Annotated in this window: 24 protein-coding genes; 8 read left to right on the top strand and 16 right to left on the bottom strand. The window is 70.1% G+C overall.

The genetic code is table 11. The features are described from left to right. Nucleotides 1-47: 47 nt before the first annotated feature. Nucleotides 48-1,385: an adenylate/guanylate cyclase domain-containing protein gene (locus GHC57_RS00595; protein WP_343031062.1), complete on the bottom strand. Its 1,338-nt coding sequence runs from the start codon at nucleotides 1,383-1,385 to the stop codon at nucleotides 48-50. Between the two features lie 222 nt (nucleotides 1,386-1,607). Here GHC57_RS00595 and GHC57_RS19435 point away from each other — a divergent pair, with 222 nt between their 5' ends. From GHC57_RS19435 to GHC57_RS00580, 3 genes are all read left to right on the top strand, one after another. Further along, nucleotides 1,608-2,777: a nucleotidyl cyclase domain-containing protein gene (locus tag GHC57_RS19435; protein ID WP_211369085.1), complete on the top strand. Its 1,170-nt coding sequence runs from the start codon at nucleotides 1,608-1,610 to the stop codon at nucleotides 2,775-2,777. Between the two features lie 152 nt (nucleotides 2,778-2,929). Beyond that, nucleotides 2,930-3,469, top strand: coding sequence for a PAS domain-containing protein (locus GHC57_RS00585; RefSeq protein WP_170294592.1), 540 nt, complete (start codon nucleotides 2,930-2,932; stop codon nucleotides 3,467-3,469). Between the two features lie 26 nt (nucleotides 3,470-3,495). Further along, nucleotides 3,496-4,065, top strand: a complete 570-nt coding sequence (locus GHC57_RS00580; protein WP_153340038.1) for a class I SAM-dependent methyltransferase — start codon at nucleotides 3,496-3,498, stop codon at nucleotides 4,063-4,065. A gap of 151 nt (nucleotides 4,066-4,216) precedes the next feature. Here GHC57_RS00580 and GHC57_RS00575 read toward each other — a convergent pair whose 3' ends face one another. Continuing rightward, nucleotides 4,217-5,056: a universal stress protein gene (locus tag GHC57_RS00575; protein ID WP_153340036.1), complete on the bottom strand. Its 840-nt coding sequence runs from the start codon at nucleotides 5,054-5,056 to the stop codon at nucleotides 4,217-4,219. Nucleotides 5,057-5,499: 443 nt separating this feature from the next. Between GHC57_RS00575 and GHC57_RS00570 the strand changes: the two genes are divergently transcribed. Further along, a complete protein-coding gene (locus tag GHC57_RS00570; RefSeq protein WP_246152048.1) occupies nucleotides 5,500-6,840 on the top strand; it encodes a glutamine synthetase family protein in 1,341 nt (446 codons plus the stop codon). A gap of 54 nt (nucleotides 6,841-6,894) precedes the next feature. On the opposite strand, the gene GHC57_RS00565 is transcribed toward GHC57_RS00570, so the two are convergent. The 5 genes from GHC57_RS00565 to GHC57_RS00545 form a co-directional block, all read right to left on the bottom strand. Beyond that, nucleotides 6,895-8,400, bottom strand: coding sequence for a flagellin (locus GHC57_RS00565; protein ID WP_153340034.1), 1,506 nt, complete (start codon nucleotides 8,398-8,400; stop codon nucleotides 6,895-6,897). A 109-nt stretch (nucleotides 8,401-8,509) separates the two neighbouring features. Continuing rightward, nucleotides 8,510-10,708, bottom strand: a complete 2,199-nt coding sequence (gene flgK, locus GHC57_RS00560) for a flagellar hook-associated protein FlgK (RefSeq protein ID WP_153340032.1) — start codon at nucleotides 10,706-10,708, stop codon at nucleotides 8,510-8,512. Nucleotides 10,709-10,768: 60 nt separating this feature from the next. Next, complete coding sequence (locus GHC57_RS00555) at nucleotides 10,769-11,647, bottom strand: hypothetical protein (RefSeq protein WP_153340030.1); 879 nt, start codon at nucleotides 11,645-11,647, stop codon at nucleotides 10,769-10,771. A 44-nt stretch (nucleotides 11,648-11,691) separates the two neighbouring features. Beyond that, nucleotides 11,692-12,030 carry a rod-binding protein gene (locus GHC57_RS00550; protein WP_246152031.1) on the bottom strand — a complete coding sequence of 113 codons (339 nt, stop codon included), beginning with the start codon at nucleotides 12,028-12,030 and terminating at the stop codon, nucleotides 11,692-11,694. Between the two features lies 1 nt (nucleotide 12,031). Beyond that, the gene (locus tag GHC57_RS00545; RefSeq protein ID WP_153340028.1) at nucleotides 12,032-13,168 is read right to left on the bottom strand and encodes a flagellar basal body P-ring protein FlgI; all 1,137 of its coding nucleotides are present in this window, start codon (nucleotides 13,166-13,168) and stop codon (nucleotides 12,032-12,034) included. Between the two features lie 549 nt (nucleotides 13,169-13,717). On the opposite strand from GHC57_RS00545, the gene GHC57_RS00540 reads away from it, so the two are divergent. Continuing rightward, nucleotides 13,718-14,200 carry a flagellar assembly protein FliX gene (locus tag GHC57_RS00540; RefSeq protein WP_246152030.1) on the top strand — a complete coding sequence of 161 codons (483 nt, stop codon included), beginning with the start codon at nucleotides 13,718-13,720 and terminating at the stop codon, nucleotides 14,198-14,200. Nucleotides 14,201-14,448: 248 nt separating this feature from the next. Continuing rightward, nucleotides 14,449-14,865, top strand: a complete 417-nt coding sequence (dksA, locus tag GHC57_RS00535; RefSeq protein ID WP_153340026.1) for an RNA polymerase-binding protein DksA — start codon at nucleotides 14,449-14,451, stop codon at nucleotides 14,863-14,865. Nucleotides 14,866-14,942: 77 nt separating this feature from the next. Here the strand turns inward: dksA and GHC57_RS00530 are convergent, their stop codons facing one another. Further along, entirely contained in the window at nucleotides 14,943-15,422 is a 480-nt protein-coding gene (locus GHC57_RS00530; RefSeq protein WP_153340024.1) for a rhodanese-like domain-containing protein, read from the bottom strand. 292 nt (nucleotides 15,423-15,714) lie between these two features. Between GHC57_RS00530 and trmFO the strand changes: the two genes are divergently transcribed. After that, nucleotides 15,715-17,091: a methylenetetrahydrofolate--tRNA-(uracil(54)-C(5))-methyltransferase (FADH(2)-oxidizing) TrmFO gene (trmFO, locus tag GHC57_RS00525; protein ID WP_153340022.1), complete on the top strand. Its 1,377-nt coding sequence runs from the start codon at nucleotides 15,715-15,717 to the stop codon at nucleotides 17,089-17,091. A gap of 49 nt (nucleotides 17,092-17,140) precedes the next feature. Further along, nucleotides 17,141-17,608, top strand: coding sequence for a c-type cytochrome (locus GHC57_RS00520; protein WP_170294591.1), 468 nt, complete (start codon nucleotides 17,141-17,143; stop codon nucleotides 17,606-17,608). 23 nt (nucleotides 17,609-17,631) lie between these two features. Here the strand turns inward: GHC57_RS00520 and GHC57_RS00515 are convergent, their stop codons facing one another. From GHC57_RS00515 to scpC, 8 genes are all read right to left on the bottom strand, one after another. Beyond that, on the bottom strand, nucleotides 17,632-18,342 hold the full coding sequence (locus tag GHC57_RS00515) for an acylneuraminate cytidylyltransferase family protein (protein WP_153340020.1): 711 nt from the start codon (nucleotides 18,340-18,342) through the stop codon (nucleotides 17,632-17,634). 336 nt (nucleotides 18,343-18,678) lie between these two features. Next, entirely contained in the window at nucleotides 18,679-20,262 is a 1,584-nt protein-coding gene (gene serA / locus GHC57_RS00510; RefSeq protein WP_153340018.1) for a phosphoglycerate dehydrogenase, read from the bottom strand. 93 nt (nucleotides 20,263-20,355) lie between these two features. Then, complete coding sequence (locus GHC57_RS00505) at nucleotides 20,356-21,528, bottom strand: phosphoserine transaminase (protein WP_153340016.1); 1,173 nt, start codon at nucleotides 21,526-21,528, stop codon at nucleotides 20,356-20,358. 214 nt (nucleotides 21,529-21,742) lie between these two features. After that, nucleotides 21,743-22,162 (bottom strand): CBS domain-containing protein, encoded by a 420-nt coding sequence (locus tag GHC57_RS00500; protein ID WP_153340014.1) that lies wholly within the window; start codon nucleotides 22,160-22,162, stop codon nucleotides 21,743-21,745. 127 nt (nucleotides 22,163-22,289) lie between these two features. Further along, a complete protein-coding gene (locus GHC57_RS00495; RefSeq protein WP_153340012.1) occupies nucleotides 22,290-22,703 on the bottom strand; it encodes a universal stress protein in 414 nt (137 codons plus the stop codon). 111 nt (nucleotides 22,704-22,814) lie between these two features. After that, complete coding sequence (locus tag GHC57_RS00490; protein WP_153340010.1) at nucleotides 22,815-23,522, bottom strand: LrgB family protein; 708 nt, start codon at nucleotides 23,520-23,522, stop codon at nucleotides 22,815-22,817. Further along, nucleotides 23,519-23,878 (bottom strand): CidA/LrgA family protein, encoded by a 360-nt coding sequence (locus GHC57_RS00485; RefSeq protein ID WP_153340008.1) that lies wholly within the window; start codon nucleotides 23,876-23,878, stop codon nucleotides 23,519-23,521. Before GHC57_RS00485 ends, GHC57_RS00490 begins: the two co-directional genes overlap by 4 nt. Nucleotides 23,879-23,985: 107 nt before the next feature. After that, nucleotides 23,986-25,509 (bottom strand): succinyl-CoA:acetate CoA-transferase ScpC, encoded by a 1,524-nt coding sequence (gene scpC / locus GHC57_RS00480; RefSeq protein WP_153340006.1) that lies wholly within the window; start codon nucleotides 25,507-25,509, stop codon nucleotides 23,986-23,988. Between the last annotated feature and the right edge of the window lie 254 nt (nucleotides 25,510-25,763).

The following is a 25,763-nucleotide window of genomic DNA, read 5'->3' as shown; positions in this document are numbered from 1 at the left end:
CCCACATGGTCGGCCTTGGCGCGATGACAATCCTCAAGAGCCCCCCCTCACCCGACCACCCGCATCACGAAGACGCGGGTCGGGGCCTGGCGGCCACGCACGGTGATCTCGCCGGCGGGCTCCACCTCGCCTTCGGCGTCGGCGTGGCGCACGGTGGCCTCGCTCATCAGGATGTACGTCCCATGGTCCTTGTTGAACTGCTCCAGGCGGGCGGCCAGGTTCACCTCGTCGCCGTGGGCGGTGAAGATCAGCCGGTTGGCCGCGCCCACCGCGCCCAGGATCACCTGTCCGGTGTTGATGCCGCAGCGGGTGCGGATGCGATGGCCACCGGGGCCGAACGGACGCCCGGGCAGATCGCGCACGATGGCCCGCGCCGTTTCCACGGCCCGGCGGGCGTGATCCGGGCAGGCCTCGCCGCCGAAGCTGACCAGCAGGGCATCGCCGTTGAACTGCACGATGACCCCGCCGTTGGCCTCGGCGATGGCGTTCACGGCCCCGAAATAGTCGTTGAGGATGGCCATCAGGGCCGCCGGGTCCACCTGCTCGCTCAGGGTCGCGAACCCCTCGATGTCGGTGAACAGGATGGTGCCCTCGCGCACCTCTCCGTCGCCGGCGCGCAGGCCCTCGCCGGCGCTGGCGATGCGGTGCGCCACCTCGGGGGCGACGAAGCGCGACAGGTCTGCGGCCGTCATGCTGTCCACCACCGCCCGTTCCAGCAGCCGCCGCCCCCGCACCAGGGCAATGGCCAGGATGCCGGTGACGGTCAGGATGGACACGATCTTGTCCACCTCCGCCCCCACCAGCACGGTGTTGGAGGTCATGTAGGCCACGTAGTCGCGGGTAATCATGGGATCGCCCATGCGCAGTTCCGTGACGAGCGCATAGGCCAGCAGGCCCGCCCACCCCAGCGCCGCCGTCACCCCGGCCGTGACGACATAGACCGACTGGAACCGCAGCGCGCGCAGGGCGATGAAGATGAAGACATAGAGCAGCGTGGGCGCCTTCAGGTAGAACGGCGCCGACTGCTCGTACTGGACATGGAAGGTCCAGATCAGCCCCATGAGAAGGCTCATGTCGATAATGACCGAGGCGAACAGCAGCACCGGGCCCAGCCGGTCCCGGTAGGCCAGGATCAGCCGCACCAGGGTAAACGCCAGATAGCCGCCCAGCGCATAGGGGACCGGCATGAAGGCCGTGCTGCCCGAGGTCTTGGGCGCGATCAGGTAGAGCGCCCCGAACAGCCCCACCACGCTGAGCTGAACCCAGCCGATCAGGATCTCGCTCTGGCGCTGCTGGGCCTCGACGGTGGCGCGCACCCGCGCGGGCAGGCGGTCTTCGGCGCGCGCGCCCAGAACGAAGCGGCTGAGGGTTCGGCGACCGGACACGCGGAGTCCTCCCCTTCGGCGCGGCGCGGGATCTCCCGATTTCGGATGAGGGCTCCCCCCGGACCGGGTGATGCGGTAAGACCCCCGTGGGCGGCCATCACCGCAGGCCGCCGGAACCAGAGTGGACCCGATCCAGAGCACGAGTATGGGGGTGTTTACCATGGCAGGACCAGAGCTTTCGGGAGAGGGAGAGGGAGCCGGCGCGCCGCGCCGGGACCGGCCATGAGCGGCCCGCGTCAGGGTGGCGCCCGGATCGCCGGGGCGGTGATGTCCCTGCTGGTGCTGCTGGCGGGGCTTGTCCTGATCGACATGCTGGGCGAGGCGGTGGCCGCCCTGGCCGGCGCCTTCGGGGGCGGTGGCCTGATGGGCATGCTGCCGCCGCCGCTCGACCGCATGATGCTGCCGCCGCCGGGCCTGTTGTGGACGCCGCCGGGGCTGGCGGGGATCGGCGTGCTGGCCCTGACCGTGTCCGTGGGGCTGTACGGATCGGTGCAGGCCGGGACCGCGCGACTCGGCGCGCTGGCCCTGCTGCTGGCGGTGGCCCTGCCGCTGGTGGCCTGGAATCCGCTGGCGCTGGGCGTCATCGGGGCGCAGGCGCTGTTGCTGGCCTTCGACCGGACCGGGCGCGCGACGGAAACCCTGGCCCAGATCGCCCGCCTGTGCGGGATGGTCGTGGCCCTGCTGGTGAGTTGGAGCACCCCGGCGGCCCTCGCCGTCTCCCTGATCGCGGTGGCGCTGGCGCCGTCGGCGATGGTGACCCTCAGCCGGACGGTGCCCGGCGCCCCGGCCCGGGCGGCCGCGCCGGATGCGGAGCCGGAGCCGGAGCCGGAGGCGGACCCCGAGCCGCAACCGGAGCCCGAGCCCGCGCCCGCGCCGGCCCCCGAACCGCCAGCCGTGCCCGACCACCCGGCAACGCCTGACGCGCCGGACCGCACCGCGCCGGGTCCCTTCGGCCACGATCCGGTCGCGGGTCTGTCCCACCTGACTCCCGCCGCGACTCTGGCTGCAACGGCCCGCGCGGCGCTGGCGGGCGGCGAGACGCCGCTGCTGGTCCTGGCCCGCCTGGATGGCCTCGCGGGGATCGCCGAGCATCTGGGCGCGGCCGGCGGCGAGGCCCTGTTCTCGGAAGCCACGGCCCGGCTGGCGGCGGCGCTGCCAGCGGGAAGCACGCTGTCATGGGTCGGGGACGAGACGTTCGGCGCGCTGATGCCCGATGCCGGGACGACGGATCTGGACGGCCTGATGGCCGCGCTGGCGGCCCCGTTCGCATCGGAAATGGTGATCGAGGGCCGCGCGATCTCGATGGAGGACGCCTTGCACGTGGACGCCATGGTGGTGGACCCGGACGCGCTGGTGGAACTCGACCGCTGGGCCGGCGCGGCCCCGGGCTGACCCGACGCCGGGGTCGTCCGGGCGGCCTCCGGCCCGCCCCCCCCCGGGCCCGCTTTCGCGCATTGGAGGCTTTATAAACCACATCCCCCGGTCTACAGTGGGCAGGACCTAGCCATTCAGGCGGGCCGACCCTCTTCGGGAGGATGGTAGCCATGGTGGAAATCCTGGACCGGGCCCCGGTGGACGACACGGGGCCCGAGACGCAGCACGACACGGTCGGCCACGCCACCGGCCCGGTCGCGCTGCGGCAACAAGCCAGCCTGTTCCGGTTCTGGGAGGCGCGGCGCGGCGCCGCCGCCATGCCCCGGCGCGACGCCTTCGACCTGCCGGACCTGCCGCCGGCGGCGATCCCCGGAGCCATCCTGTTCGGGGTGGAGCCCGGCGCCCCCGGAGCCCCGCCGCGTTTCCGCATCCGGTACGCGGGCAACCAGCATGCCGAGATCCTGGGCCGCGAGATCGGCCGCAGGACCGTGACCGAAGCCATACCGCTTGCCCTGGTCCGCAGTTGGCTGGACCCGCTGTCCTGGGTCGCCGGCCACGGCCAGCCGCATCGGGGGATGGACTCCCTGGCCGGGATCGGCAAGCCCTATATCACCATGCACTGGCTGCGCCTGCCCCTGGCCGGCGCGGATGGCGCCGTCACCTGCATCCTGGGCCACGACGCCTTTGTGTGGCAGAACCGGGCCGGATAGGGCACGACGGCACGGGACGGGCGACGATGGCGGCGGATGTGGGACCGGGCGGACTGGCGGTGCTGACGGCGGCCGCGCTCGCGGTGGCGCTGGTGGTGCTGTACACCGTGCGCCTTGGCGCGCCGCCCTGGCCATCCGCGCCCCGGGCCCGCCGTGCGCTGCTGGCCGCCCTGCCCGACCGCGTGGAGGGCGAGATCCTGGAGCTGGGCAGCGCCTGGGGCGGTCTGGCGCTCGATCTGGCGGCGCGCTACCCCGACCGGCGCGTGGTGGCGGTGGAACTCTCGCCGATTCCCTGGGCGGTTTCCCGGCTGCGGGCGCTGGCCGGCCGGGCGGGCAATCTGGAGGCCCGGCGCGCCGACCTGCACCGGGTGGATCTGTCGCGGGCCGGGCTGATCGTGTGCTACCTGCACCGGGACGCCATGGCCCGGTTGGCCGCGCGCCTGCGCGCGGAGGCCCCGCACGGATGCGTCGTCGTCTCCAACACCTTCGGTCTGGGGGACTGGACCCCGGTCGCGCGCCATCCCGTGGGCGATGCCTTCGGCACCACGATCCTGGTCTATCGGGTGCCGGAGAGCCTGCCGGCGACACAGGCTTAGAGCCGAGACAGCGGAAGAGTGTGACTCATCCGCTGTCTCGGCACCGGCCCTCTCCCCACCCGGCCCCCCACAGGATACGCACGTTGGGTGGCCGGGTGGGGGAGAGGGCCGGCCAGGGACTCCAACGGTCATCGCCAGAGGCCGTTGGGTATCAATGCCCCATCAGCACCGGCACCGTCATGTGATGCAGGATGTTCCAGGTGGCCCCGCCCAGCACCAGCTCGCGCAGCCGCGAGCGGCCATAGGCGCCCATCACGATCAGGTCGGCCCCGGCATCGCTGGCCCGCGACAGCAGCGTGTTGCCCGTGTCGGTATCGTGCGCGACGACGTGCTCGGCGATCGCGTTGACCCCATGCCGGGACAGGTGGGCGCAGATGTCGGCGCTGGGCACGTCCCCGTGCCCGTTGACGCCGTTGTGGCGCGGATTGACGGCCAGCACATGCACCGTTTTCGCGGCCTGCAGGATGGGCAGCGCATCGGCCACGGCGCGGGTGGCCTCGCGGCTGGCGTTCCAGGCCACCATGACCGTCTCGCCGATCACCGGGAACGCGCCGGCGTAGGGGATCACCAGCACGGGCCGGCCGGAATCCATGATGACGCTGTCGGCGGCCTCGCGCTCGTCGGCCATGTCGTCGTCGTGGCGGTCGTACTGGCCGACAATGACCAGATCGCTGTAGCGGGCGTGCAGCACCAGCGTGTCCAGCAGCTCTCCGGTCGGGTCCCGGAACTCCGAGGTCACATCGACCCCGGCCACCGCCTTGTCGAACATGGCCCGCGCCTTGGCGGAGGCCTCGTCGGCGAAGCGCCGCTGCGCCTGGGCCACCTCGGGCCCGAGCTGGGACATCACGAACTGCGGCACGTGCGGGGTGGTGCGGACGAACAGTCCCGTCAGGCGGGCCCCATGCCGAGCCGCGAGACGCGCGGCGGCCTCTGCCCGAGCCTGGCAATGATGGGACCTGTCAAGGTGGACGAGAATATCCTGGAGTGCCATGGAAAGGGTTCCCTTCTGGTCTGGTCACGCGCCGGACAGTCCGGATCCGGGACGGAGGGAACCGGATCATCGGGCCAGGCGCCGTGGATCGTGCCCAAGCGGGCGCACCCTGGCAAGCCCGCCCCGGCCGTCGGTCCTGGCCGATCAACCATCCGGATCCCAGTCTAACGGGTGGGGCGGCTTCGGCGAAACGCATTGGCGCGGGGTCAGATCAGCCGCCAGCGCGCGACAGCCCGGCCACAGCCCCGTGACGGACCGGCCCCGGCGTCACTTGCCCGCTCACCGCGAGCCGGTACACTGGACGGCCCCGCCGCAGCAGGAAAGATGCCCCCGTGCCCCCCAGGTCCTCGCCCCCCGACACCACGCCCCAGGCCGCCGCGCCCGTCACCCGCGAGGCGGCGCCCGCCCCCGTCTCGGGCGAGGCGCGGACCCAGCCGGCCACCCTGGCCGAGTTGGAGCAGTGGGTCCGCCAACGCGGCATCACCGAGGTGGAATGCATGGTGGCCGACCTGTCGGGCATCCCGCGCGGCAAGATCCTGCCGGCGCGCAAGTTCCTGACCAGCCTGACGGATCGGGGCCTGCGGCTGCCCGAGTCCGTGTTCATCCAGACCGTCACCGGCGGCTATCCCGAGGACGACCCCATCGACATCGAGGACCGCGACATGTTCCTGGTGCCGGACCCGGCGACGGTGCGCATGGTGCCCTGGTACGACGAGCCGACGGCGCAGGTGATCGCGGACTGCGTCTATCGCTCGGGCGCGAACGTCGAGGCCGCCCCGCGCCACGTGCTGAAGCGCGTGCTGTCGTTGTACGCCGAGCGGGACTGGCACCCCGTCGTGGCGCCGGAACTGGAGTTCTTTCTGGTCAAGATGAACGACGATCCGGACTACCCGCTGGAGCCGCCCATGGGCCGGTCCGGCCGGGCGGAGACGGGACGGCAGGCCTACGGCATCGACGCCGTCAACGAATTCGACCCCCTGTTCGAGGACATCTACGACCATTGCGAGGCCCAGGGCCTGGATGTGGACACGCTGCACCATGAAAGCGGTGCGGCGCAGATGGAGATCAACTTCAATCACGGCGACCCGCTGGCGCTGGCCGATCAGGTGTTCCTGTTCAAACGCACGGTGCGGCAGGCGGCCCTGACCCACAAGGTCTACGCCACCTTCATGGCCAAGCCGCTGGAAGGCCAGCCGGGCTCGTCCATGCACATTCACCAGTCCCTCATCGAGGGGCCGGGCGGCCGCAACCTGTTCGCCGACGCCAACGGAGAGGACAGCGACCAGTTCCGCTGGCACATCGCCGGCCTGCAGCGCCACCTGCCCGAGGCCATGCTGCTGCTGGCCCCGAATGTGAACAGCTATCGCCGGCTGGTGCCGGACTGGGATGCGCCCATCAACATGCATTGGGGCTACGACAACCGCACGGTCTCGCTGCGGGTGCCGTTCTCCGACGCGGCCAGCCGCCGCGTGGAGAACCGCCTGTCCGGGGCCGACGCCAATCCCTATCTGGCCATCGCGGCGTCGCTGGCCTGCGGCTATCTGGGCATGATCGAGAAACAGGAGCCGAGCCGCCCGATCAAGGGCAGCGCCTATTCCCGGGCGCACGCCCTGCCGCGCCACCTGCCTGACGCCATCGAGCGGTTCACCCGCGCGCGCGCCCTCCAGGAGGTGCTGGGCGAGGACTTCACGCGCGTGCTGACCAGCGTGAAGTGGGCCGAGTGGGACGCCTACCAGCACGTCATTTCGAGCTGGGAGCGGGAATACCTGCTGCTGAACGTTTGAGATGAAGCGGCGGTAGCCACGCCCCGGATGGGTCCGGGTCGTGGCCGATCACGTCTACAAATACGACATCAGCGAGATGCTGCTGATCCGCGCGTAACTGGACATGGAGGCTTCCAGGGCCAGCGCGTCGTCCTGCAGGCGAGTGGCGGCCTCCACCAGATCCACTCTCTCGATGTCCGAGACGCGGATGCTCAGGTAGGTGGAGGTCGTGCGCGCCTCATCCAGCGCCCGGTCCAGGGTCACCTGATTGAAGCCCACCTGCCGCGCCACCGCACCGATGTCGCTCGCCATCTCCCCGCTCAGGTTGGAGTCGTGGTCGATGGCGTCGTAGAGCAGCTTCAGCGCCTTGTCGATGCGACCCAGGTTGTCCGTGACCGCCTCGGACGCAACGGGACCCTCGGCGGTTGGCGGCGGGTCCAGTTCCAGGGTCGTGCCGTCGTTGGACACGATCGTGAACGTCTGGGCAGCGTTGTTCGCCGTGCCCGGGAAGGTGATCGCGCTGCCGATGGGCAGCCCCTGCAGCGAACCCCCGTTGGCGGCCGTCACGGTGCCGGCGACGTCATCGAAGGTCAGGGTGCCGGTCGCGCCGGCCGCCGTGGTGGTGCTGGCCGCGTCCAGCCCGCCCTGCGCCAGCATGCCGAGGGCGCGGAACGCCTTCTCGAACGCCGGGTCCTTGGCGTTCAGGCCCAGGTCCAGGGTGCGGTTCTCGCTGACCCGATGCTCGAAACTCAGGCTGTCGCCGCCGTAGTACGACACCCCGGTGATGGTGGCATCGCTGGCGGCGGCGGGCAGACCGGAGGGATCCGGCGTCACCGTCAGCGCGCCGGTGGTGCTGTTGCGCGCGGTCACGGTGAACCGCTGCGTGGTAATGTCGCCGTCGCTCAGTTCGATTACCGTTCCCGCCGTCAGCGAGGCGGTGCTGGCCGCCGTCGTCGGCGTGATGGTGTTGGCGCCGAAGGTCAGGCCGCCGTGCTGGGCATTGGCGATCTTGACGTCGGGCACGTTGGCGGCGCGCGACGTGGGGAAGGTCACGGTGGCGCCGTCGTAGTCGGCCTGGAACTCCGCCAGATTGCCGTAGGGGAAGTCCACCGCCTTCTGGTCCGTGCGGCCGCCGGAGAACACGTACCGGCCGTCGCTGCGGGCATTGAGATAGGACGACAGGTCCTGCATGGCCGCGAAGGCGAATTCCTGGATGTCCTCGATGGCCGAGACCTCGTCGGCCTCCAGCGGCTGCTGCTGGTCGCCGGCGTTCAGCGCCAGAAGGTCGTCGTGGACCCGATGCAGCACGCTCTCGATGGCACTGACCGAGTTCGACACCGTATTCAGGCGGACCTGAGCAATGTTGTTGCTCTTCGTGAAGTACTCGACCTCGGAGACCTCGGACTCCAGGTTGACCAGCCGGAAACTCTCGGAGGAAATGCCCGTGTAGTTCTGGGATTTCTGCTCCGTCGTCACCCGCAACTGGCTGTCGTACACGCGCGCCTGCAGATCCATCATCTGCTGGACCAGAAAACTCCGCTGGGCGAATGTTCCGGTCCGTGTGGCGATCACGTCCGTCATGGTCGGTTCCTCCTGCCCTTCCCCGGTGCCTGTGCGCGGGGCCGGGCGCGTTCTGCGCCGCCACCGCCGTCAGCGCCCGGGCGATCCGATCGACCGGGCGCGGCACCGTCTAGACGATGCTGTTCAGGATATCGAACAAATCGGACAGGGTCGAGATGACCCGGGCCGATGCGGCATAGCTCTGCTCGTAGACGATCAGTTCGGCCATTTCCTCGTCGAGGTTGACCGAACTGATCTCGGCGTTCTTCAGGGTCAGCGAGTCCACCAGACTGACCTGATAGTCCAGCCGGGACTCGGTGGCGTTGGCCTGGCTGGCGTTCAGCGACAGCACCATGGCGGCGTAGTCCGACAGGCTGCGGTTGGTCGAGACCTGGCTGCCCGCCGCCTCGAACGAGACCGACGCCTTGAACGCCTCGGCCATCTCGTTGGCCGTGCTGTTGTCGCCGGCGCTGACCGTGTATTCACTGGTATCGCTGTTGTACAGCACCGCGCCCCGCGAGATCAGCGACGGATTGCTGAGGATCTCGTCCTTGACCGCGAGGGAATTCGCCACCCCGGCGTTGCTCACCTTCATCCCCAGCGCATTGATGAGACCTGTCCCGGCGCCGTCCTGGGTGATGACCAGTTCCGTGGCGTTGAGCTGCTTGACGCGCAGGCGCACGCCCTCGCCCTCGGGCACCACCTCGGCCTCGACCAGCGCGTTCAGGGTGGAGTCGGCGTTGATGGCGTCGGCGATGTCCTGAATGGTCTCCGTCCCGGTCAGGGTGAGCTGTCCCGCGATCAGGCCGGAACTGTCGCTGAAGTTCAGGGTGCCGGCGCTGAACGGCCGCCAGCTTTCCGACTTCACCCCGGAATCCCAGGCCCAGTCGGAGCGGTCGCCGTCGGTGTAGACGTCGTTCAGGCCGAAGAACGCCGAGAACCCGGCATGGGTGGAATCGGCATTGGCGCCGTCGCCGTCCGAATCGTAGGACACGGACACATCGCCGGTGGTCCAGGTGCTCGGATCGGTGTTGGCGAGCCCGCCCAGGCGCTCCACGTCCTTGAACTGGAGGCCGAAGTCGTTGCTGTTCAGCTTGATGTCCAGCACGCCGTCGCTGTTGACGCTGGCCGAGGCGCTGGCGCCCACCTGCGCCTTCAGCCAGGTGTCCAGCTCGGCGGCGACGGCATCGACCGTGGTCAGGGTCTCCAGGTCGCCGCCGGCGCCGTTCATCAGCTCCTTGAGCGTGGTCTGGGCCGTCTGGTTGCCGTCGCTGTTGAACAGCACCACCACGGTGTCGTGATCGGCATCGAACGCGATGGACTGGGTGGCGGAGTCCAGGAACGTGCGCGTGCCCACGTACTCGTTGGCCAGATTGGGGAAGCTGGTGCCCCGGTTGTTGACCGTGTTGACCGTGTCCGCCAACTCGCGCGCCAGATTGTCGATCTGCGCCTGATAGTCGGGCAGCGTGGAATCCCGCATCTCCACCAGCGCGGCCAGCTTGCCCCGGCTGAAGTCGCCGGTGACGTCCTGGCCGTTCACGGTGATGGGCGTGATATCCTCGCCGCTCTTGGTGGTCCAGGCCGAGTACTGCGCCAGGGCCGAGTAGGACAGCTCCTTGACCTCGCGGTCCACCAGGATATCGCCCTTCTGGGTGTAGACCGTCACCTCGCCGCTGTCGCGCGTGAAGGTGGTGATGTTGATGAGCGACTGCAACTCGCCGACCGCCTTGTCGCGCTGGTCCACCAGATCCGTGCTGTCCTTCGCGGTGGCGATGGAATAGGCGATCTCTTCGTTCAGCGTGTTGATGTCGTACAGCAGATCGTTGATGCGCCCCACCGTGCGCTCGATCTCCTGGTCGGCGGTCAGGCGCAGATCCTGCAGTTCCAGCCCCATGCTGTTGAGCTTCTTCGCCACGTCGTCGGCACGCTGCACGACGGTCATGTGCTGTTCGGTCTTTTCGGGATCGAGCGCCAGCATCTCGATCTCGCCGGCCAGGTCGGACATCACATGGGCGATGGACGTGTTGTCCGACGGCGCCCCGAACGTGAACTGCATGCGGTCGAAGTATTCCGACCGGACCGCCAGCCCCTTCAGCTCCGCCGTCTCCGCGTTCAGCTCCTGCAGCAGCCCGTAGTCCACCCGACGGGTGACCTCGGACACCTGCACCCCGGCGCCGGTGCCGTTCAGGACGCGGCTTTCCTGGGTGTGGATCTTCTTCGTGTACCCGACGGTATTGACGTTGGCGATGTTCCGCGAGACCAGATCCAGAGCCTTCTGGTTGGTCTGCAGTCCGCTGAGCGCCGTGCCGAGGGCCTGTGTGAGGCTCATGGGTCCCACCCCTTTCTGGTGCGGGCCGGAGGAGGCCGGTCCGCCGGAGACTGGTCCGGGCTAGAGGTTCTTGTTGTACGACAGGGACATCCCCGCCGGGTTGTGGGCCGAATCGCTGATGCGGCCGTCGGCGGCATAGCCCGCGGCCCGCTCGGCGTTGACCCGCTTCATGGCGTCCACGAACAGCCCCATGACCCGCTCGCCGGCCGCCTTGGCGCTTTTCAGCAGGCGGCCGTTCTCGGCCAGATGGGCGTCCAGGTACTGGGCCATGGCCCGCACCACCTCGCGTTCGTCCTCGGGCAGGCCCGTGACCTCGCCGGGATCCTTCTGGATCTTCAGCATGCGCTCGCGGTAGTAGCGGGTCGCCTTCTGCTTGCGGTCCGCGAGGGCCTTGACCGTGTCCAGGTCGTGCCGGCGCAGGGCCTCGTTCTCTTCTTCCAGAAGATCGACCAGCGCCACCGACGCCCGCATGACGTCGGCGACCACCGCATTGGACCGGACGGTGCCGGTGGGGCGGCGCAGGGTCTTGACCGTGTGGCCGGGAGCCAGCGCCCCGTCCCGACGCCCGGACGTCGCCGCCTGGGGCGCGGCCCGGCGTGCGGGCGCCCGGCGCGGTCCGGCGGCCACGGCTCCGGGCGCCGACGCCACCGGCGTCGCCGGACCCGGCACGGCGCGCACGGACGGACCCGTAGTCGGTCCACCGGCTGGGGTCCCTGGGGCGGACGCCTTGCCGGACCCCGGCGGCGGCGGCACGGCGGAGGCCCCCCCTCGGGGCGCGGTCCCGATGGACAGGCGCGGCGGCCCGCTCTCGGCGGTCGCCCCCGGGGTACCCGACCCCGACGCGGGCGGACCGGCGCGGTCGGGCGCCGACGCCGGGCGGCTGCCCAGCGCGGGCGGCGGCTTCAGGCCGGTTCGCTTCGGCGTGGTGTCGGCGGACATGGCTCGACCCTCCTTCCTCATCCGGTCCAGGCTCAGGCTCAGGTTCAAGCTTCCTGGGCGGCCAGCATGGTGCGCATCACGGCGTCGGCCACACCGACACCCCCGTTTTGGGCCATCATCTTGCCGTACTCATCGACCAGCAGCGACCGCCACGTGGACTCGGCGTGCCCGCCACCGAACGGCGGCTCGGACGACAGGCCGGAGAACATGGGCTGCATCATCTGCGACAGGAAGAACGCCTCGAACTCCGTCGCGGCGGCCTTGGCCTGCTCGCGATTGCCCGCGCGCAGGGCGGCGTCCAGCGCCTCCAGGCCGGCCGGCGCGCCACCCCGGGCCGCCATGGCGGCCTCCATCCGGCCCTGCATCTGCATCGTTGCGTCCATGTCACATCACCTGAATCTCGGCCTGCATGGCGCCGGCCGCCTTGATGGATTGCAGAATGGAGATCATGTCGCGCGGCCCGACGCCGAGCGCGTTCAGCGAGTTCACAAGGTCCTGCAGCGTGACGCCGCCTTCGACCACCTGCAGGCGGGCGTCCGTGTCCTCGTCGATCTCGATCTCCGTGCGGGGGACCGTGACGGTCTCGCCCGTGGTGGAGAACGGCGCCGGCTGCGAGACCTGCGGGGTCTCGGTGACCCGGATGGTCAGGTTGCCCTGGGCGATGGCCACGGTGTCGATGCGCACGTTCTCGCCGATCACGATGGTGCCGGTCTGCTCGTCGATGACGACGCGGGCAAGCTGATCCGGCTGGACCCGCAACTGCTCCACGTCGGTCAGAAGGGCCACCACGCCGCCCGGATAGTCGCGCGGCACGCGCAGCAGCACGGTGCCCGGATCCAGCGGCCGGGACACGTCCGTTCCCAGAAACGTGTTGATGGCGTTGGAGATGCGCCGGCCGGTCGTGAAGTCCGGGTTGCGCAGGCTGATCTTGACCGACTCCATGCTGGCCAGTTCGAACGGCACTTCCTTCTCGACGATGGCGGCGCTCGGGATGCGGCCGTTGGTGGGCACGCCCTTGGTGACGGTCTCGGCCTCGCCCTGGGCGACGAAGCCGCCCACCTGCACCTGTCCCTGCGCCACGGCGTAGACCTCGCCATCCGCGCCCACCAGCGGCGTGACCAGCAGGGTCCCGCCCAGCAGATTGCTGGCGGTGCCGAGCGCGCTGATGGTCACATCGATGCGGCTGCCCTGGCGGGCGAACGCGGGCAGGGTCGCGGTCACGATCACGGCGGCGGTGTTGTCCGGCGCCAGATCGTCGTCGCGGGTGTTCACGCCCATCCGCTCCAGCATGCCGATCAGGCTTTCGCGGGTGTACGGATCGTCGTCCATGTCGTCGCCGGTGCCGTTGAGGCCGACGACCAGGCCGTAGCCCACCAGGATGTTGTCGCGCACGCCCTCGAAGCTGGCGATGTCCTTGACGCGCGAGGCCGCCTGGGCCGCCGGCGTCAGCAAGACGCCGATCGCCACGCCCAGCAGCAGGGCGCCGAGACCGAGGCGGGACAGGAACCGAAGGCGTGTCATGGTGGCGACCCCGTGGTGTCTGGGGAACAGTGTCCGGATCGGGGCTGCATCCGCGCGGCGCGGACACGACCCCGCCGGATCGGCATGCGAACCCCGTGCCAGTCCGGAGCCGGCGCCAAGTGGCTGGTCCGGTTCGGTTTTGCCCCACCACCCGGTGGCCTCGCGGTGGGCAGAGTCCGCCGGGCGGTGGGCAGGACTTGCCGGGCCCCCGCCGCCCCGGCGGTGCGGTCTGCCGCCCGGGAGGCGTTCGGCCCACCGCCAGGCTGGATCGGAGTCGCCCGCGTTGCTAAGGTCTCGGGGCGCGAGATCCGGCCCCGCCGTCGGAGTCGGCCTGATGGCCCGCGTCTTGCGAGGCGATGGGGCTGCCTGATACCGCCCGACGAGAAGGTTAGCCTTCACGTCGGGCGGCCGGCGCGACCGCGCCGGCGCCGCGCAGCGGCGGAGGCGATGACGTGGCCTCGTCCGCGTCATCGCCGATCAGTCTTGGGAGACGAGTCGGGCCGCCGCCACCCAATTCCAACGGGCGCCCGGAACAGACAGGTGAGCCGCATGAGCATGAAGATCCAGGGCCCGGGACGCGGGCAGGCCGCCGATCGGGGGCGCCGCACCGACCAGAAATCCGGTCCTGTCTCCGGCGTCGAGTTTGAACGCGCGCTCAACAGCTTCCTCGGCACCGGCCCCGACGCCACGGAGGCCACGGGCGGGCCGTCAAGCGCGTCCGGCGCCGCGCCCGCCGACGCCCTGTCCGGGCTGCTGGCCGCGCAGGAGGTGGGCGGCCCCGACGACGCCACCACCGGGCGCCAGCGGCGCGACCGGCTGGTGCATCACGGCGAGGACATGCTGGAGCGGCTGGAGGACCTGCGCCTCGGCCTGCTGCTGGGGGCGATTCCCAAGGACCGCCTCATGGATCTGGCCCGGACCGTGCGCGCCCGACGCGAGCAGGGGCCGGACCGCCAGCTTGACGCCCTGCTCGACGAGATCGAGCTGCGCGCCGAGGTCGAACTCGCCAAACTGTCCCGCGCCGGCGCGTGATTCCGTCCTGATCGGCGATGAACCGGACTCGTCCGCTTCATCGCCTCCGCCGCTGCGCGGCGCCGGCGCGGTCGCGCCGGCCGAATGACCCCCTTTTTTCCGCGCCCCTTCGAACATTTCGCGCGCGATTCCACCGGAACGCTTGCGGGCGTGGGATCGCGCGCCTATAGTCCCGCCGGCACGGGGAGGAGTGGGCTCTGTTGTCTTACGACCACAGGGCGGTCACCAAGAAAGGGTCGAGGCGCGCCATGAGCGTCACGCTGCCGCCGGATTACCGGCCCAGTGAAAATGAAGACTTCATGAATGACATGCAGCGCGAATACTTCCGCGTGAAGCTGCTGAAGTGGCGTGCTGAACTCATCAAGGAAGCCGAGGAAACCCTGGAGCATCTCCAGGAAGGCGGGCTGCAGGAACCGGACCTCGCGGACCGGGCCTCGGCCGAGATGGAGCGCGCGCTGGAGCTGCGGACTCGGGATCGGGCGCGCAAGCTGATCTCGAAGATCGACGCCGCGTTGCGCCGCATCGAGGACGGCAGCTACGGCTATTGCGAAGAGACGCACGAGCCGATCAGCCTGCGCCGCCTGGAGGCGCGGCCGATCGCCACCCTGAGCCTGGAGGCCCAGGAGCGCCACGAGCGCATGGAACGCACCCACCGGATGGAATGATCCCGGCCGGCGCCGCTCCTCAGATGGCCGCCCTTGGGCGGCCGGGGCGGCCCCGGCTTTTTCGGGGGCGGCCGGGCCTAGTCCTCGGCCGTGTCGGCGTCGTCCTGCTGGCGCGTGGGGAAGCCCTGGCCGCGCCACGCCGATACGCCGCCGCTGACCACCGCCAGATTCCGGAACCCGGTCTTCTTCATGACCCGCGCGGCATGCGCGGCGCGGCTGGCGGTCTGGCACATCACATAGACGGGGGTATCGAAGACCTCGGGGTCGGCGCCGCCCAGCGCCTGTAGGCGCGGCCCGATCTCGTTCAGCGGCACGTTCACGGACCCCGGCACATGGCCATGCCGGCCGGTGAACTCGCGCGGCGAGCGCACATCCACCACCAGCAGGTCGTCACCCCGATCCATGCGGGCCTTCAGGTCCTTGGGCGGCACGAAGGGCACGCCCCGCGCCATCAGGCGCGGCATCATGCGGAACAGCAGGACCGCGCCCATGCCGATCAGCACCGGCAGCAGGAAGTCCATCGAAAGAAAATCGGTGCCAAGGCCGGTGCCGTCCACGGGGGCTCTCCCTTTATTTCATATCAACGGCGGATGACTTTTTTTCATCCGCCTTTTCGGCACCGGCCCTCTCCCCCACCCGGCCACCCAACGTCAGTATCCTATGGGTGGCCGGGTGAGGGAGAGGGCCGGCAGCGGACTCCATCGGTCATCGACAGATGCCGTTGGCAAAACGGTGCCTTCGGGCGTAGCCGCGCCACACCCCGAAGTCAAGGCAACCCGCCGCGGGGCCCCACGACCGTGGACAGGCGGCCCCGGCGCCATTACATCCACGCCCATGACAGATTCACAGATGACAGACTCACCACCATCCCCCGTCCGCATCATCGGCGGCGGTCTGGCCGGCAGCGAAGCCGCCTGGCAGTGCGCCCGCCGTGGCGTCGCCGTCACCCTGGTCGAGATGCGACCTGTCCGCGCCACCGACGCCCACGTCACCGACGGGCTGGCGGAGTTGGTGTGCTCCAACTCCTTCCGCTCGGATGACGCCGAGGGCAACGCCGTCGGCCTGCTGCACGCCGAGATGCGGCGGCTGGACTCGCTGGTGATGGCGGCGGCCGATCGCCACCGGGTGCCGGCGGGCGGCGCGCTCGCGGTGGACCGCGAGGCGTTCTCGCGCGACGTCCAGGCCGCGCTGGAGGCGCACCCCAACGTCACCATCACGCGGGAAGAGGTCACGGCCCTGCCCGACGCGGCCGCCGGGCCGACCATCATCGCCACCGGCCCCTTGACGTCCTCGGCGCTGGCCGACGCCATCCGGGCCGAGACAGGCGAGGATCAGCTTGCGTTCTTCGATGCCATCGCCCCCATCGTCCACAAGGACAGCATCGATTTCGACGTGGCGTGGTTCCAGTCGCGCTACGACAAGGGCGACGGGGCCGACTACATCAACTGCCCCATGGACCGCGACCAGTACAATGCCTTCCTCGACGCCCTGCTGGCGGCGGAAAAGGTGGCCTTCAAGGAGTGGGAGGGCACGCCCTACTTCGAGGGCTGCCTGCCCATCGAAGTCATGGCCGAGCGCGGCCGCGAGACCCTGTCCTACGGCCCCATGAAGCCGGTCGGCCTGACCAACCCGCGCCAGCCGGACCGCAAGCCGCACGCCATCGTGCAGCTTCGCCAGGACAACGCGCTGGGCACGCTCTACAACATGGTCGGCTTCCAGACCAAGCTGCGCCACGGCGAGCAGGCCCGCATCTTCCGCATGATCCCGGGCCTGGAAACCGCCGAGTTCGCCCGGCTGGGCGGCATCCACCGCAACACCTTCCTGAACAGTCCGCGTCTGCTGGACGGCACCCTGCGCCTGAAAAGCCGGCCCTGGGTGCGCTTCGCCGGGCAGATCACAGGCTGCGAGGGCTACGTGGAGAGTGCGGCCGTCGGCCTGATGGCCGGGCTGTTCGCCAGCGCCGAGGCGGTCGGGGCCGAAGCCGCGCCGCCGCCGCCGGAAACCGCCCTGGGGGCGCTGCTGAACCACATCACCAACCCGGCCCACGCCGAGACCTTCCAGCCCATGAACGTCAACTTCGGCCTGTTCCCGGAACTGCCGGCGGAGATGACCCGGGTCGGCAAGCGCAAGCTGCGCGGCCGCGAGCGCAAGGCGCTGTACGGCCAGCGCGCCCTGCCCGCCCTGACGGCGTGGATGGAGACCGCGGCCACGGGGCGGGCGGCGTAGCCCGCCCGGGCCGACTTCGCCCGACCCGCATCCCACAGGGAGACCGGCGATGACCCGACGGCCCCGTCAGTCCCTCATCCTGATCGTCGCCGGCCTCGTGCTGGCGGGGGCGGGCGTCTGGATACTGACGGGCGACGCGGTCATGGAGCGTCTCGGGGGCAGCCGTCCGCCCGATCTGGCGCGGGGCGAAACGATCTATGCCGAGGCGTGCGCCTCGTGCCACGGCACCGACCTGGAAGGCCAGCCCGACTGGCGCCGGCGGCTGCCCAACGGACGCCTTCCGGCGCCACCCCACGACGAAACCGGGCACACCTGGCACCACGCCGACGCTCTTCTGTTCGCGATCACCAAGCACGGGACCGCCGCCGTGGTGGGCGGCGGCTACGAAAGCGACATGCCGGGCTTCGGTGACACCTACTCGGACGACGAGATCCGCGACGTGCTCGCCTGGATCAAGGCGCAATGGCCAGAGCGGGAGCAGCGCCATCAGGCCGAGATCACGCGACAAAGCCGGTGACCGTGGCGCGACCCGCACCCGCCTCATCGCGGACAGGCGGGGTGGGCAGCCAGGGCCTCGGCGAGGATGAAGTCGGCCTCCACGTCGATGTCGAGGGACTCCAGCGGCGGCGTCTCGAACGGCAGCGGCCGGGCGCCGATGCGCGCGCCCTGGGCGCGCAGGCCCGCCGCCGTGAACAGGTAAAGGCAGGAGTTCTCCTCGAACACCGGGTCCAGGGCCTGGGTGGGGACCAACCGCGCGGGGTCGTGGTTGAGCGCCCGCCCCTCGGCGTCCCAGAACCGCACCTGTCGGCGGGTGACCGCGAACAGGCTGTCCCGCTCGGGCCAGGCCGCGCGCAGGGCCGCGATCGCCGCCGCGATGGTGCCGGCGGTCAGGAACGGGTTGGTGGCATGGGTCTGGAGGATCAGGCCGGCGTCCGACTCCAGCCGGTCCACGGCGTCCCGCAGCACCGCGTTCATGGAGGTCTCGGGCGCGGACAGCGCCGCCGGCCGCAACTGGGTCACGATACCGGGGCAGGCGGCGGCGGCCTCCGCCAACAAGGCCGGGTCATCGCTGTTGACGACGAGGGTCGCGACCTCGGGCGCCCGCCGCAGCGTTGCGAGAATATGATGGAACAGCGGTCGCCCGGCCAGCGGCCGTCGGTTCTTGCCCGGCACGCGCTCGCTGGTCCCGCGCAGGGGCAGGATCGCCGTGATGGGCGCCAGGGGGGCGGGATCGGCGGCCGCATTGTCCAAGGACCGGACTCCCTCGGCTCAAAGACTCAGCGTCATCCCGATGCGTCCGCAGGACGCGAGGGATCTCGGGAGGAGAGGTGACGCGGTCTGCACGGCATGCCCCTGCCCGAGATCCTTCGCGCCTTTCCGGCGCTCAGGATGACGCCAAATGGTCTGGCGGGTGAGTGTCCCTCACCCGCCCCTTCGCACCGAAAAAGGGCTGGCCTGCCCTCACGCAACCAGACGGATTGACCACCTGTCTTACCGCGTGTCCGCATCCGGCCCGACCGGGCCGGCGCCGCGAAGCGGCGGAGGCCCTGAACCGGACGGGTCCGGCTCAGGGCCGAACACCGTCACCTAAAACGACAACGCCTTGGCCTGCACCACATGCGGCAGGGCCGAGACCGCCGCCAGCGCCTCGTCGGGCACCGGGCCGTCCACCTGCACCAGGCAGATGGCCTGACCGCCGGCCTCGGTGTCGGCGCGGCCCAGGTGGAACGAGGCGATGTTGACACCCGCGTTGCCGATGGTGGTGCCCAGGCTGCCGATGAAGCCCGGTTTGTCCTCGTTGATGAGGTAGAGCATGTTCGCACCCAGCTCGGCCTCGACCCCGATGCCGTTGATGTCCACGATGCGCGGCAGGGCATCGCCGAACAGGGTGCCTTCCACGCTGCGGGTCTGGCGCTCGGTGGTGACCTCCAGCTTGATGAGGCTGTGGTAGTCGCGGCAGGTCTCGGTCTTGGTCTCCAGCACCTCGATGCCCCGGTCCCGCGCGGCCAGGGGCGCGCTGACCATGTTGACCGACTCCAGCAGCGGCGACAGCAGCCCGCGCAGCACGGTGGCCGTCAGCGGCCTGGTGTTCAGGTCCGCGACGGCGCCCTGGTACTCGATGCGCACGGACTTCAGGCCGGTCTCGGTGATCTGGCCGGCGAAGCTGCCGAGCTGGTCGCACAGCTTCATGAAGGGCCGCAGGCGGGGCGCCTCCTCGGCCGTCACGGACGGCATGTTGAGCGCGTTCGTGACCGCGCCGGTCAGCAGGAAGTCGCTGATCTGCTCGGCCACCTGAAGGGCCACGTTCTCCTGCGCCTCGCTGGTCGAGGCCCCCAGGTGCGGCGTGCAGACCACGGTGTCCATGCCGAACAGCGGGTTATCCTTGGCGGGTTCCTGTTCGAACACGTCCAGGGCGGCACCGGCGATGTGGCCGCTTTCCAGGGCCGCCTTCAGCGCCGCCTCGTCGATCAGGCCGCCGCGCGCGCAGTTGATGATGCGCGCGCCCTTTTTCATGCGGGCGATGGCGTCGGCGTTCAGGATGCCCCGGGTCTTGTCGGTCAGCGGCGTGTGCAGGCTGACGAAGTCGGCACGGGCGATCAGGTCGTTCAGCTCCACCTTCTCCACGCCCAGGTCCACGGCGCGCTCGGGCGTCAGGAACGGGTCGAAGGCGATGACCTTCATGCGCAGGCCCAGGCCGCGCGTCGCCACGATGGAGCCGATGTTGCCGCAGCCGATGATGCCCAGCGTCTTGCCGGTCAGCTCGACGCCCATGAACTTGCTCTTCTCCCACTTGCCGGCGTGGGTGGAGGCGTTGGCCTGCGGGATCTCGCGGGCCAGGGCGAACATCATGGCGATGGCGTGTTCGGCGGTGGTGATGGCGTTGCCGAACGGCGTGTTCATGACCACCACGCCCTTCTGGCTGGCGTAGGGCACGTCCACGTTGTCCACGCCGATGCCGGCGCGGCCAACCACCTTCAGATTGGTGGCGGCGTCCAGGATCTCCTGCGTGACCTTGGTCGCCGAGCGGATGGCGAGGCCGTCATACGCGCCGATGATGGCCTTCAGCTCGTCCGGCTTCAGGCCGGTCTTCACATCCACCTCGATGCCGCGCGCCTGGAAGATCTCGACGGCGCGCGGGCTGAGCTTGTCGCTCACCAGCACCTTGGGCATGGTGACGTCCTTTCATGATCGCAATCGGAGCGGTGCGGTTGGCACCGAACAGAACGGACGCCCCCGAGCCCGTGGCCCGGGGGCGATCCGAGATCAGACCGCGGCCAGTTCGGCCTGCACGGTGGCGGCCGCCCAGTCGAGCCAGGGCAGCAGGGCCTCCATGTCGGCGGTCTCGACCGTGGCGCCGCCCCAGATCCGCAGGCCGGCGGGCGCATCGCGATAGGCGCCGATGTCGTAGGCGACCCCCTCGGCGTCCAGCAGGGCGACCATGCGCTTGGCGGCCTTGGCCTGGGCGTCCTCGGGCAGGGCCGTGAACCAGTCCGCGACCACCTTCAGGCAGATCGAGGTGGACGAGCGCGTCGCCGGATCGGCGGCCAGAAAGTCCACCCAGTCGGTCTTCGCCACCCAGTCCTCGACGGCCTTCAGGTTGGCGCGGGTGCGGGCCTTCAGCCCGTCCAGACCGCCGATGGTCTCGGCCCAGGTCAGGGCGTCCAGCGCGTCTTCCACGGCCAGCATGGACGGCGTGTTGATGGTCTCGCCCTTGAAGATGCCCTCGTTCAGCGTGCCGCCCTTGGTCATGCGGAACAGCTTGGGCAGCGGCCACGGCGGCGTGTAGCTCTCCAGGCGCGCCACGGCGCGCGGCGAGAGGATGAGAATGCCGTGCTGCGCCTCGCCCCCCAGCACCTTCTGCCAGGAGTAGGTGACCACATCCAGCTTGTCCCACGGCAGGTCCATGGCGAACGCGGCCGAGGTGGCGTCGCAGATGGTCAGGCCGGAGCGGTCCGCCGGGATCCAGTCGCCGTTGGGCACGCACACGCCGGAGGTGGTGCCGTTCCAGGTGAACACCACGTCACAGTCGAAATCGACCTGGGAGAGATCCGGCAGTTCGCCATAGTCGGCCGTCAGGGTGCGGCAATCGGTCAGCTTGAGCTGTTTGGCCACATCGGTGACCCAGCCGCTGCCGAAGCTTTCCCACGCCAGCATTTCGACGCCGCGCTGGCCCAGCAGCGACCACAGCGCCATTTCGACGGCGCCGGTGTCGGAGGCCGGCACGATGCCGATGCGGTAGTCGTCGGGCAGGCCCAGCAGGGCGCGGGATTTGTCCACCACCGTGTTGATCCGGGCCTTGCCCGGCTTGGAGCGGTGCGAGCGGCCCACCAGGGCGTTCGACAGGGCGGCGGGGGACCAGCCGGGGCGCTTGGCGCAGGGGCCGGAGGAGAAATCGGGACGGACCGGCCGGGTGGCCGGTTTCTGCATATCGGTCATGGTGTCTCCCTTCCTTGCAGAAGGGCTGCAACCCGTTGGGGGGTCGTGGCCCGCCGTCCTCTTAGGCCGGTCCCGGGAGACGGTCAATGGGGAACATGGTGGGCGCGGGTTTTCTTGATGAGGGTGTTGTTCGGCCATCAGGGACGCAAAGATTGCGCAAAGCCGGGCGCGCGGGGCGGCGGGGAGCCCCCGCCGCGCGCCGCACCCGTCGGGATCAGAACGCCGCCACGCCGCGCATGGCCGCGGCCACGGTGTCCGAGTCGGCGCCGTGCGTGGCCAGATCGCCGATCGAGACGGCGCCGACCACTTCCTTCTGATCGTTCTCGACCAGCAGGCGGCGCACCTGTTCGTCGGCCATCAGCCGGGCGGCGTCGGCGACCGAGTCCTCGTGGTTGGCCGTGGTCACGCCGGCGGTCATGGCGTCGCGCACGGGGGTGTTGTTCACATCCAGGCCGTGGCGCACCGCATGCACGACGATATCGCGGTCCGTCAGGGTGCCGACCAGGGTATCGTCGTCCGCCACCGCCAGCAGGCCGAGGGACTGCGTGTCCATCTGCCCGGCCGCCTTCTTCAGGCTGGTGGTGGGCGTCGTGGTCGCGAGCCCGGGGGACATGATCTCCTTCAGGCGTTTCATGATCCTCTGTCTCCTTGCGTCGCGGGGTGAAGGGAGGACAGGCCCGAGGGCACGCCGCACCGAAACCGCGTCCGGCGCGCCCCGGAGCCTGCTGGGCGTTCGAGGACCGGCGTCGGCCGCCCGAACCCTACCGCACCACGAACACCGACACGTCGCCGTGTCGCACGAAGGCGTCCGCGTGCGAGCCGAAAATCACGTCGCTGAAGCGCGGCACGTGCGAGGCCATCACGACAAGATTGGCCCCCAGCGTGTGGCACTGATCGCGCAGCACGGCGTCCAGGTCCACGGCGGGGTCGTGGTCGATCACGGGATGGGACTCCATGCCCACCCCCGTCCGCTCCGCGTGGGCGGTGGTGAACGCCTCCAGCTTGGCGGTGTACTCGTCGGCATTGTGGGCCACGCTGGTGGGCTGCGAGACGGTCACGCCCACGATGATGACCGGGATGTCGTACAGCCGGGACAGGTCGGCGGCCTGATCCATGGCCTTGGTCATGGCGTCCTCGTGCGCGAGGTCCACCGGAACCATGATGCGGGAATACATGACGGGCCTCCGTCGCATCCGTGAAGGGTATCCATTCAGGACACCCCGGAAACGCGACCGGCCCGGCCGTCGTTGCATGGGATCGGCCGTGCCGGCCCCTCATGACCCAGTCTACCACACCAGCGGCAGAAACGCTGCCGTCAGCACGCCCGCCAGCCCCATCGCGAGGCTGGCCGCGGCCCCCGCCTCGGGGCTCTCGTTGAAGGCCCGCGCGGTGCCGATGCCGTGCGCCGCCGCGCCGAGCGCGACTCCGCGCGCCCGGGGATCGCGCACGCCCAGCGCGCTCAGCACCGGCGGTCCCAGCACCGCGCCCAGGATGCCGGTCAGGATGACCAGCACGGCGGTCAGGGAAGGCAGGCCGCCGATGCGCTCGCTGATGCCCATGGCGATGGGCGTGGTCACGGCCTTGGGCGCAAGCGACGCCACGGTGGTCTCGCCGGCCCCGAAGGCGACCCCGAGGCCGATGGCCCCCAACGAGGCCACCGCCACCGACGCCGGCAGCGCCACGGCCACCCCGCGCCAGCCGCGCCGCAGCATCCCCAGCGCCCGGTACAGCGGCACCGCCAGCGCCACCGTGGCCGGTCCCAATAAAACGTGGATGAACTGGGCGCCCTCGAAATAGCGGTCATAGGGGATGCCGGTCACCGCCAGCACCAGGCCCAGCATCACCACGGCCCAGAGCACGGGGTTGGCCAGCGGATGCATGCCGAGTCGGCGGTAGACCGCGTTCGCGGCCAGATAGGCGAGCACCGTCAGCGTCAGCCCGAACAGCGGATCGCGGGCCAGATACACCCAGATGTCCGAGAGATCATTCATCATGGCCGGCGCTCCAGCCGGACCATGAGCACGCCCGCGACGGCGATGGCCGCCAGCGTGCTCCCCACCAGCGCGACGGCGATCGGCACGGCCTCGCTGGCCAGCAGGGCGAGGTGGGTGGTCACCCCCACACCCGCCGGCACGAACAGCAGCGACAGGTGACCGAGCAGCGCGGAGGTCACGCGCTCCAGCTCCGCCGGCACGGCGGCGTCGGTGCCCACCCACAGGCCGCGCGCGATCAGCACCAGCAGCAGGGCCACCATCCCCACCACCGGCCCCGGCACGGGCAGCGCGAGGGCGTGGCACAGCGCCTCCCCGGCCAACTGGAACACCAACAGCAACGCGAGCATGGGCAGCATGGGCGGGGGTCCTCCGTGATACCGCGCGACGAAGAGGATCACTCCCTCGACACAGGGTCGCTGCGACCACCTGTCAGGGGGAGTCTTTGCTTTTTTCGCCGCAGCGCCTACTCCGCCGCCGTGGCGCGGTCGCCCCCCACGCGGCGCATGTCGCCGTGATCCCGGAACGCCTGATGCATCTCGAACGCGCGCTCCAGGATATGGGGCGTCTGGCCGCCGGTCGAGCGTTCCGCATCCCGCATGTAGTCGCCGATGATGTCGCGGTAGTCGGGGTGCACGCAGTTCGCCAGGATGACCCGCGCCCGCTCGCGCGGGGCCAGACCGCGCAGGTCGGCAAGGCCCTGCTCGGTCACGATCAGGTCCACGTCGTGCTCGCAGTGGTCCACGTGGCTCGCGAACGGCACGATGGAGGAGATGCGCCCGCCCTTGGCCGTGGACTTGGTCACGAACACCGACAGAGAGGCGTTGCGGGCGAAGTCCCCGGACCCGCCGATGCCGTTCATCATCTGCGAGCCCATGACGTGGGTCGAGTTGACGTTGCCGTAGATGTCGGCCTCCAGCGCCGTGTTGATGGCGATCAGGCCCAGGCGGCGGATGACCTCGGGGTGGTTCGAGATCTCCTGGGGGCGCAGCACCAGCCGGCTCTTGTAGCGGCCGACGTCGCCGAACACCTGCGCGTTGCGCTCCGGCGACAGGGTCAGCGAGCTGCCCGAGGCGAACACCAGTTTGCCGGCGTCGAACAGGTCGAAGGTGCTGTCCTGCAGCACCTCGGAATACATGGTCAGGTCGTGGAAGTCGGTGTCGATGAAGCCGTGCAGCACGGCATTGGCGATCGACCCGATGCCGGCCTGAAGCGGCGCCAGCGAACTGCTCAGGCGGGCCTTGGCCACCTCGTGTTCCAGGAACCCCGACAGGTGGCGGGCGATGGCCCGGGTCTCGTCGTCGGGCGGCACGATGGTGGAGCAACTGTCCTGCTTGGCCGAGATCACGACGGCCGCGATCCGCGACGGGTCCAGCGGGATCGAGGGCACCCCCACCCGGTCGCGCGGGTTGGTGATGGGGATCGGCCCCCGGAACGGGCGGCGCGTCGGGATGTAGACGTCGTGCATGCCCTCCAGGATCGGCGACAGGGTGAGGTTGATCTCCACGATCACCTTCTCCGCCAGCATGGCGAAGGTGGCGGAGTTGCCGACCGAGGTGGTCGGGACGATCGAGCCGTCCTCCTTGATCATCACCGCCTCGATGATGGCCACGTCGATCGGGCCGAGCTGGCGCGAGCGGATCTGTTCCACCGTCTCGGACAGGTGCTGGTCGATGAACATGACCTCGCCGGCATTGATGCGCTTGAGCAAGGCCGGGTCCGCCTGGAACGGCATGCGGCGGGCCAGCACATCGGCCTCGGCCAGCGTCTTGTCCAGGTCGTTGCCCAGGCTGGCGCCGGTCAGCAGGGTGATCTTGAAGTTCTCGCGCCGCCCGCGCTCCGCCAGCGCCATCGGCACCGCCTTGGCCTCGCCGGCGCGGGTGAAGCCGGACATGCCCACCGTCATGCCGTCGGTGATATGCAGGGCGGCCTCTTCCGGTGTCACCACCTTGGCCCACAGGTTGCGCGGTTTGATGCGGTCTTCGTACATCCGGCGGTCCCTCAGTCTGATACCAGCGGCACCGGCCCTCTCCCCCACCCGGCCACCCCCCATCCTTTTCCCTGGGGATACTCTCGTGGGTGGCCGGGTGGGGGAGAGGGCCGGCGATGGACTTCAACGGTCATCGTCAGATGCCGTTGGTATGGCGCATTCGCCCCGATCATCCGACCGGCTGGATAAGCATGGACACGCCCCCGGGACCAGAGCCCCCGCCGCAAGCCGGGGCGGCGCGGTCGGACTTTCCG

Origin of the sequence: Roseospira navarrensis (assembly GCF_009601025.1) — a bacterium.
GTDB lineage: Bacteria > Pseudomonadota > Alphaproteobacteria > Rhodospirillales > Rhodospirillaceae > Rhodospira > Rhodospira navarrensis.
This window is presented reverse-complemented; position numbering and strand designations above follow the sequence as displayed.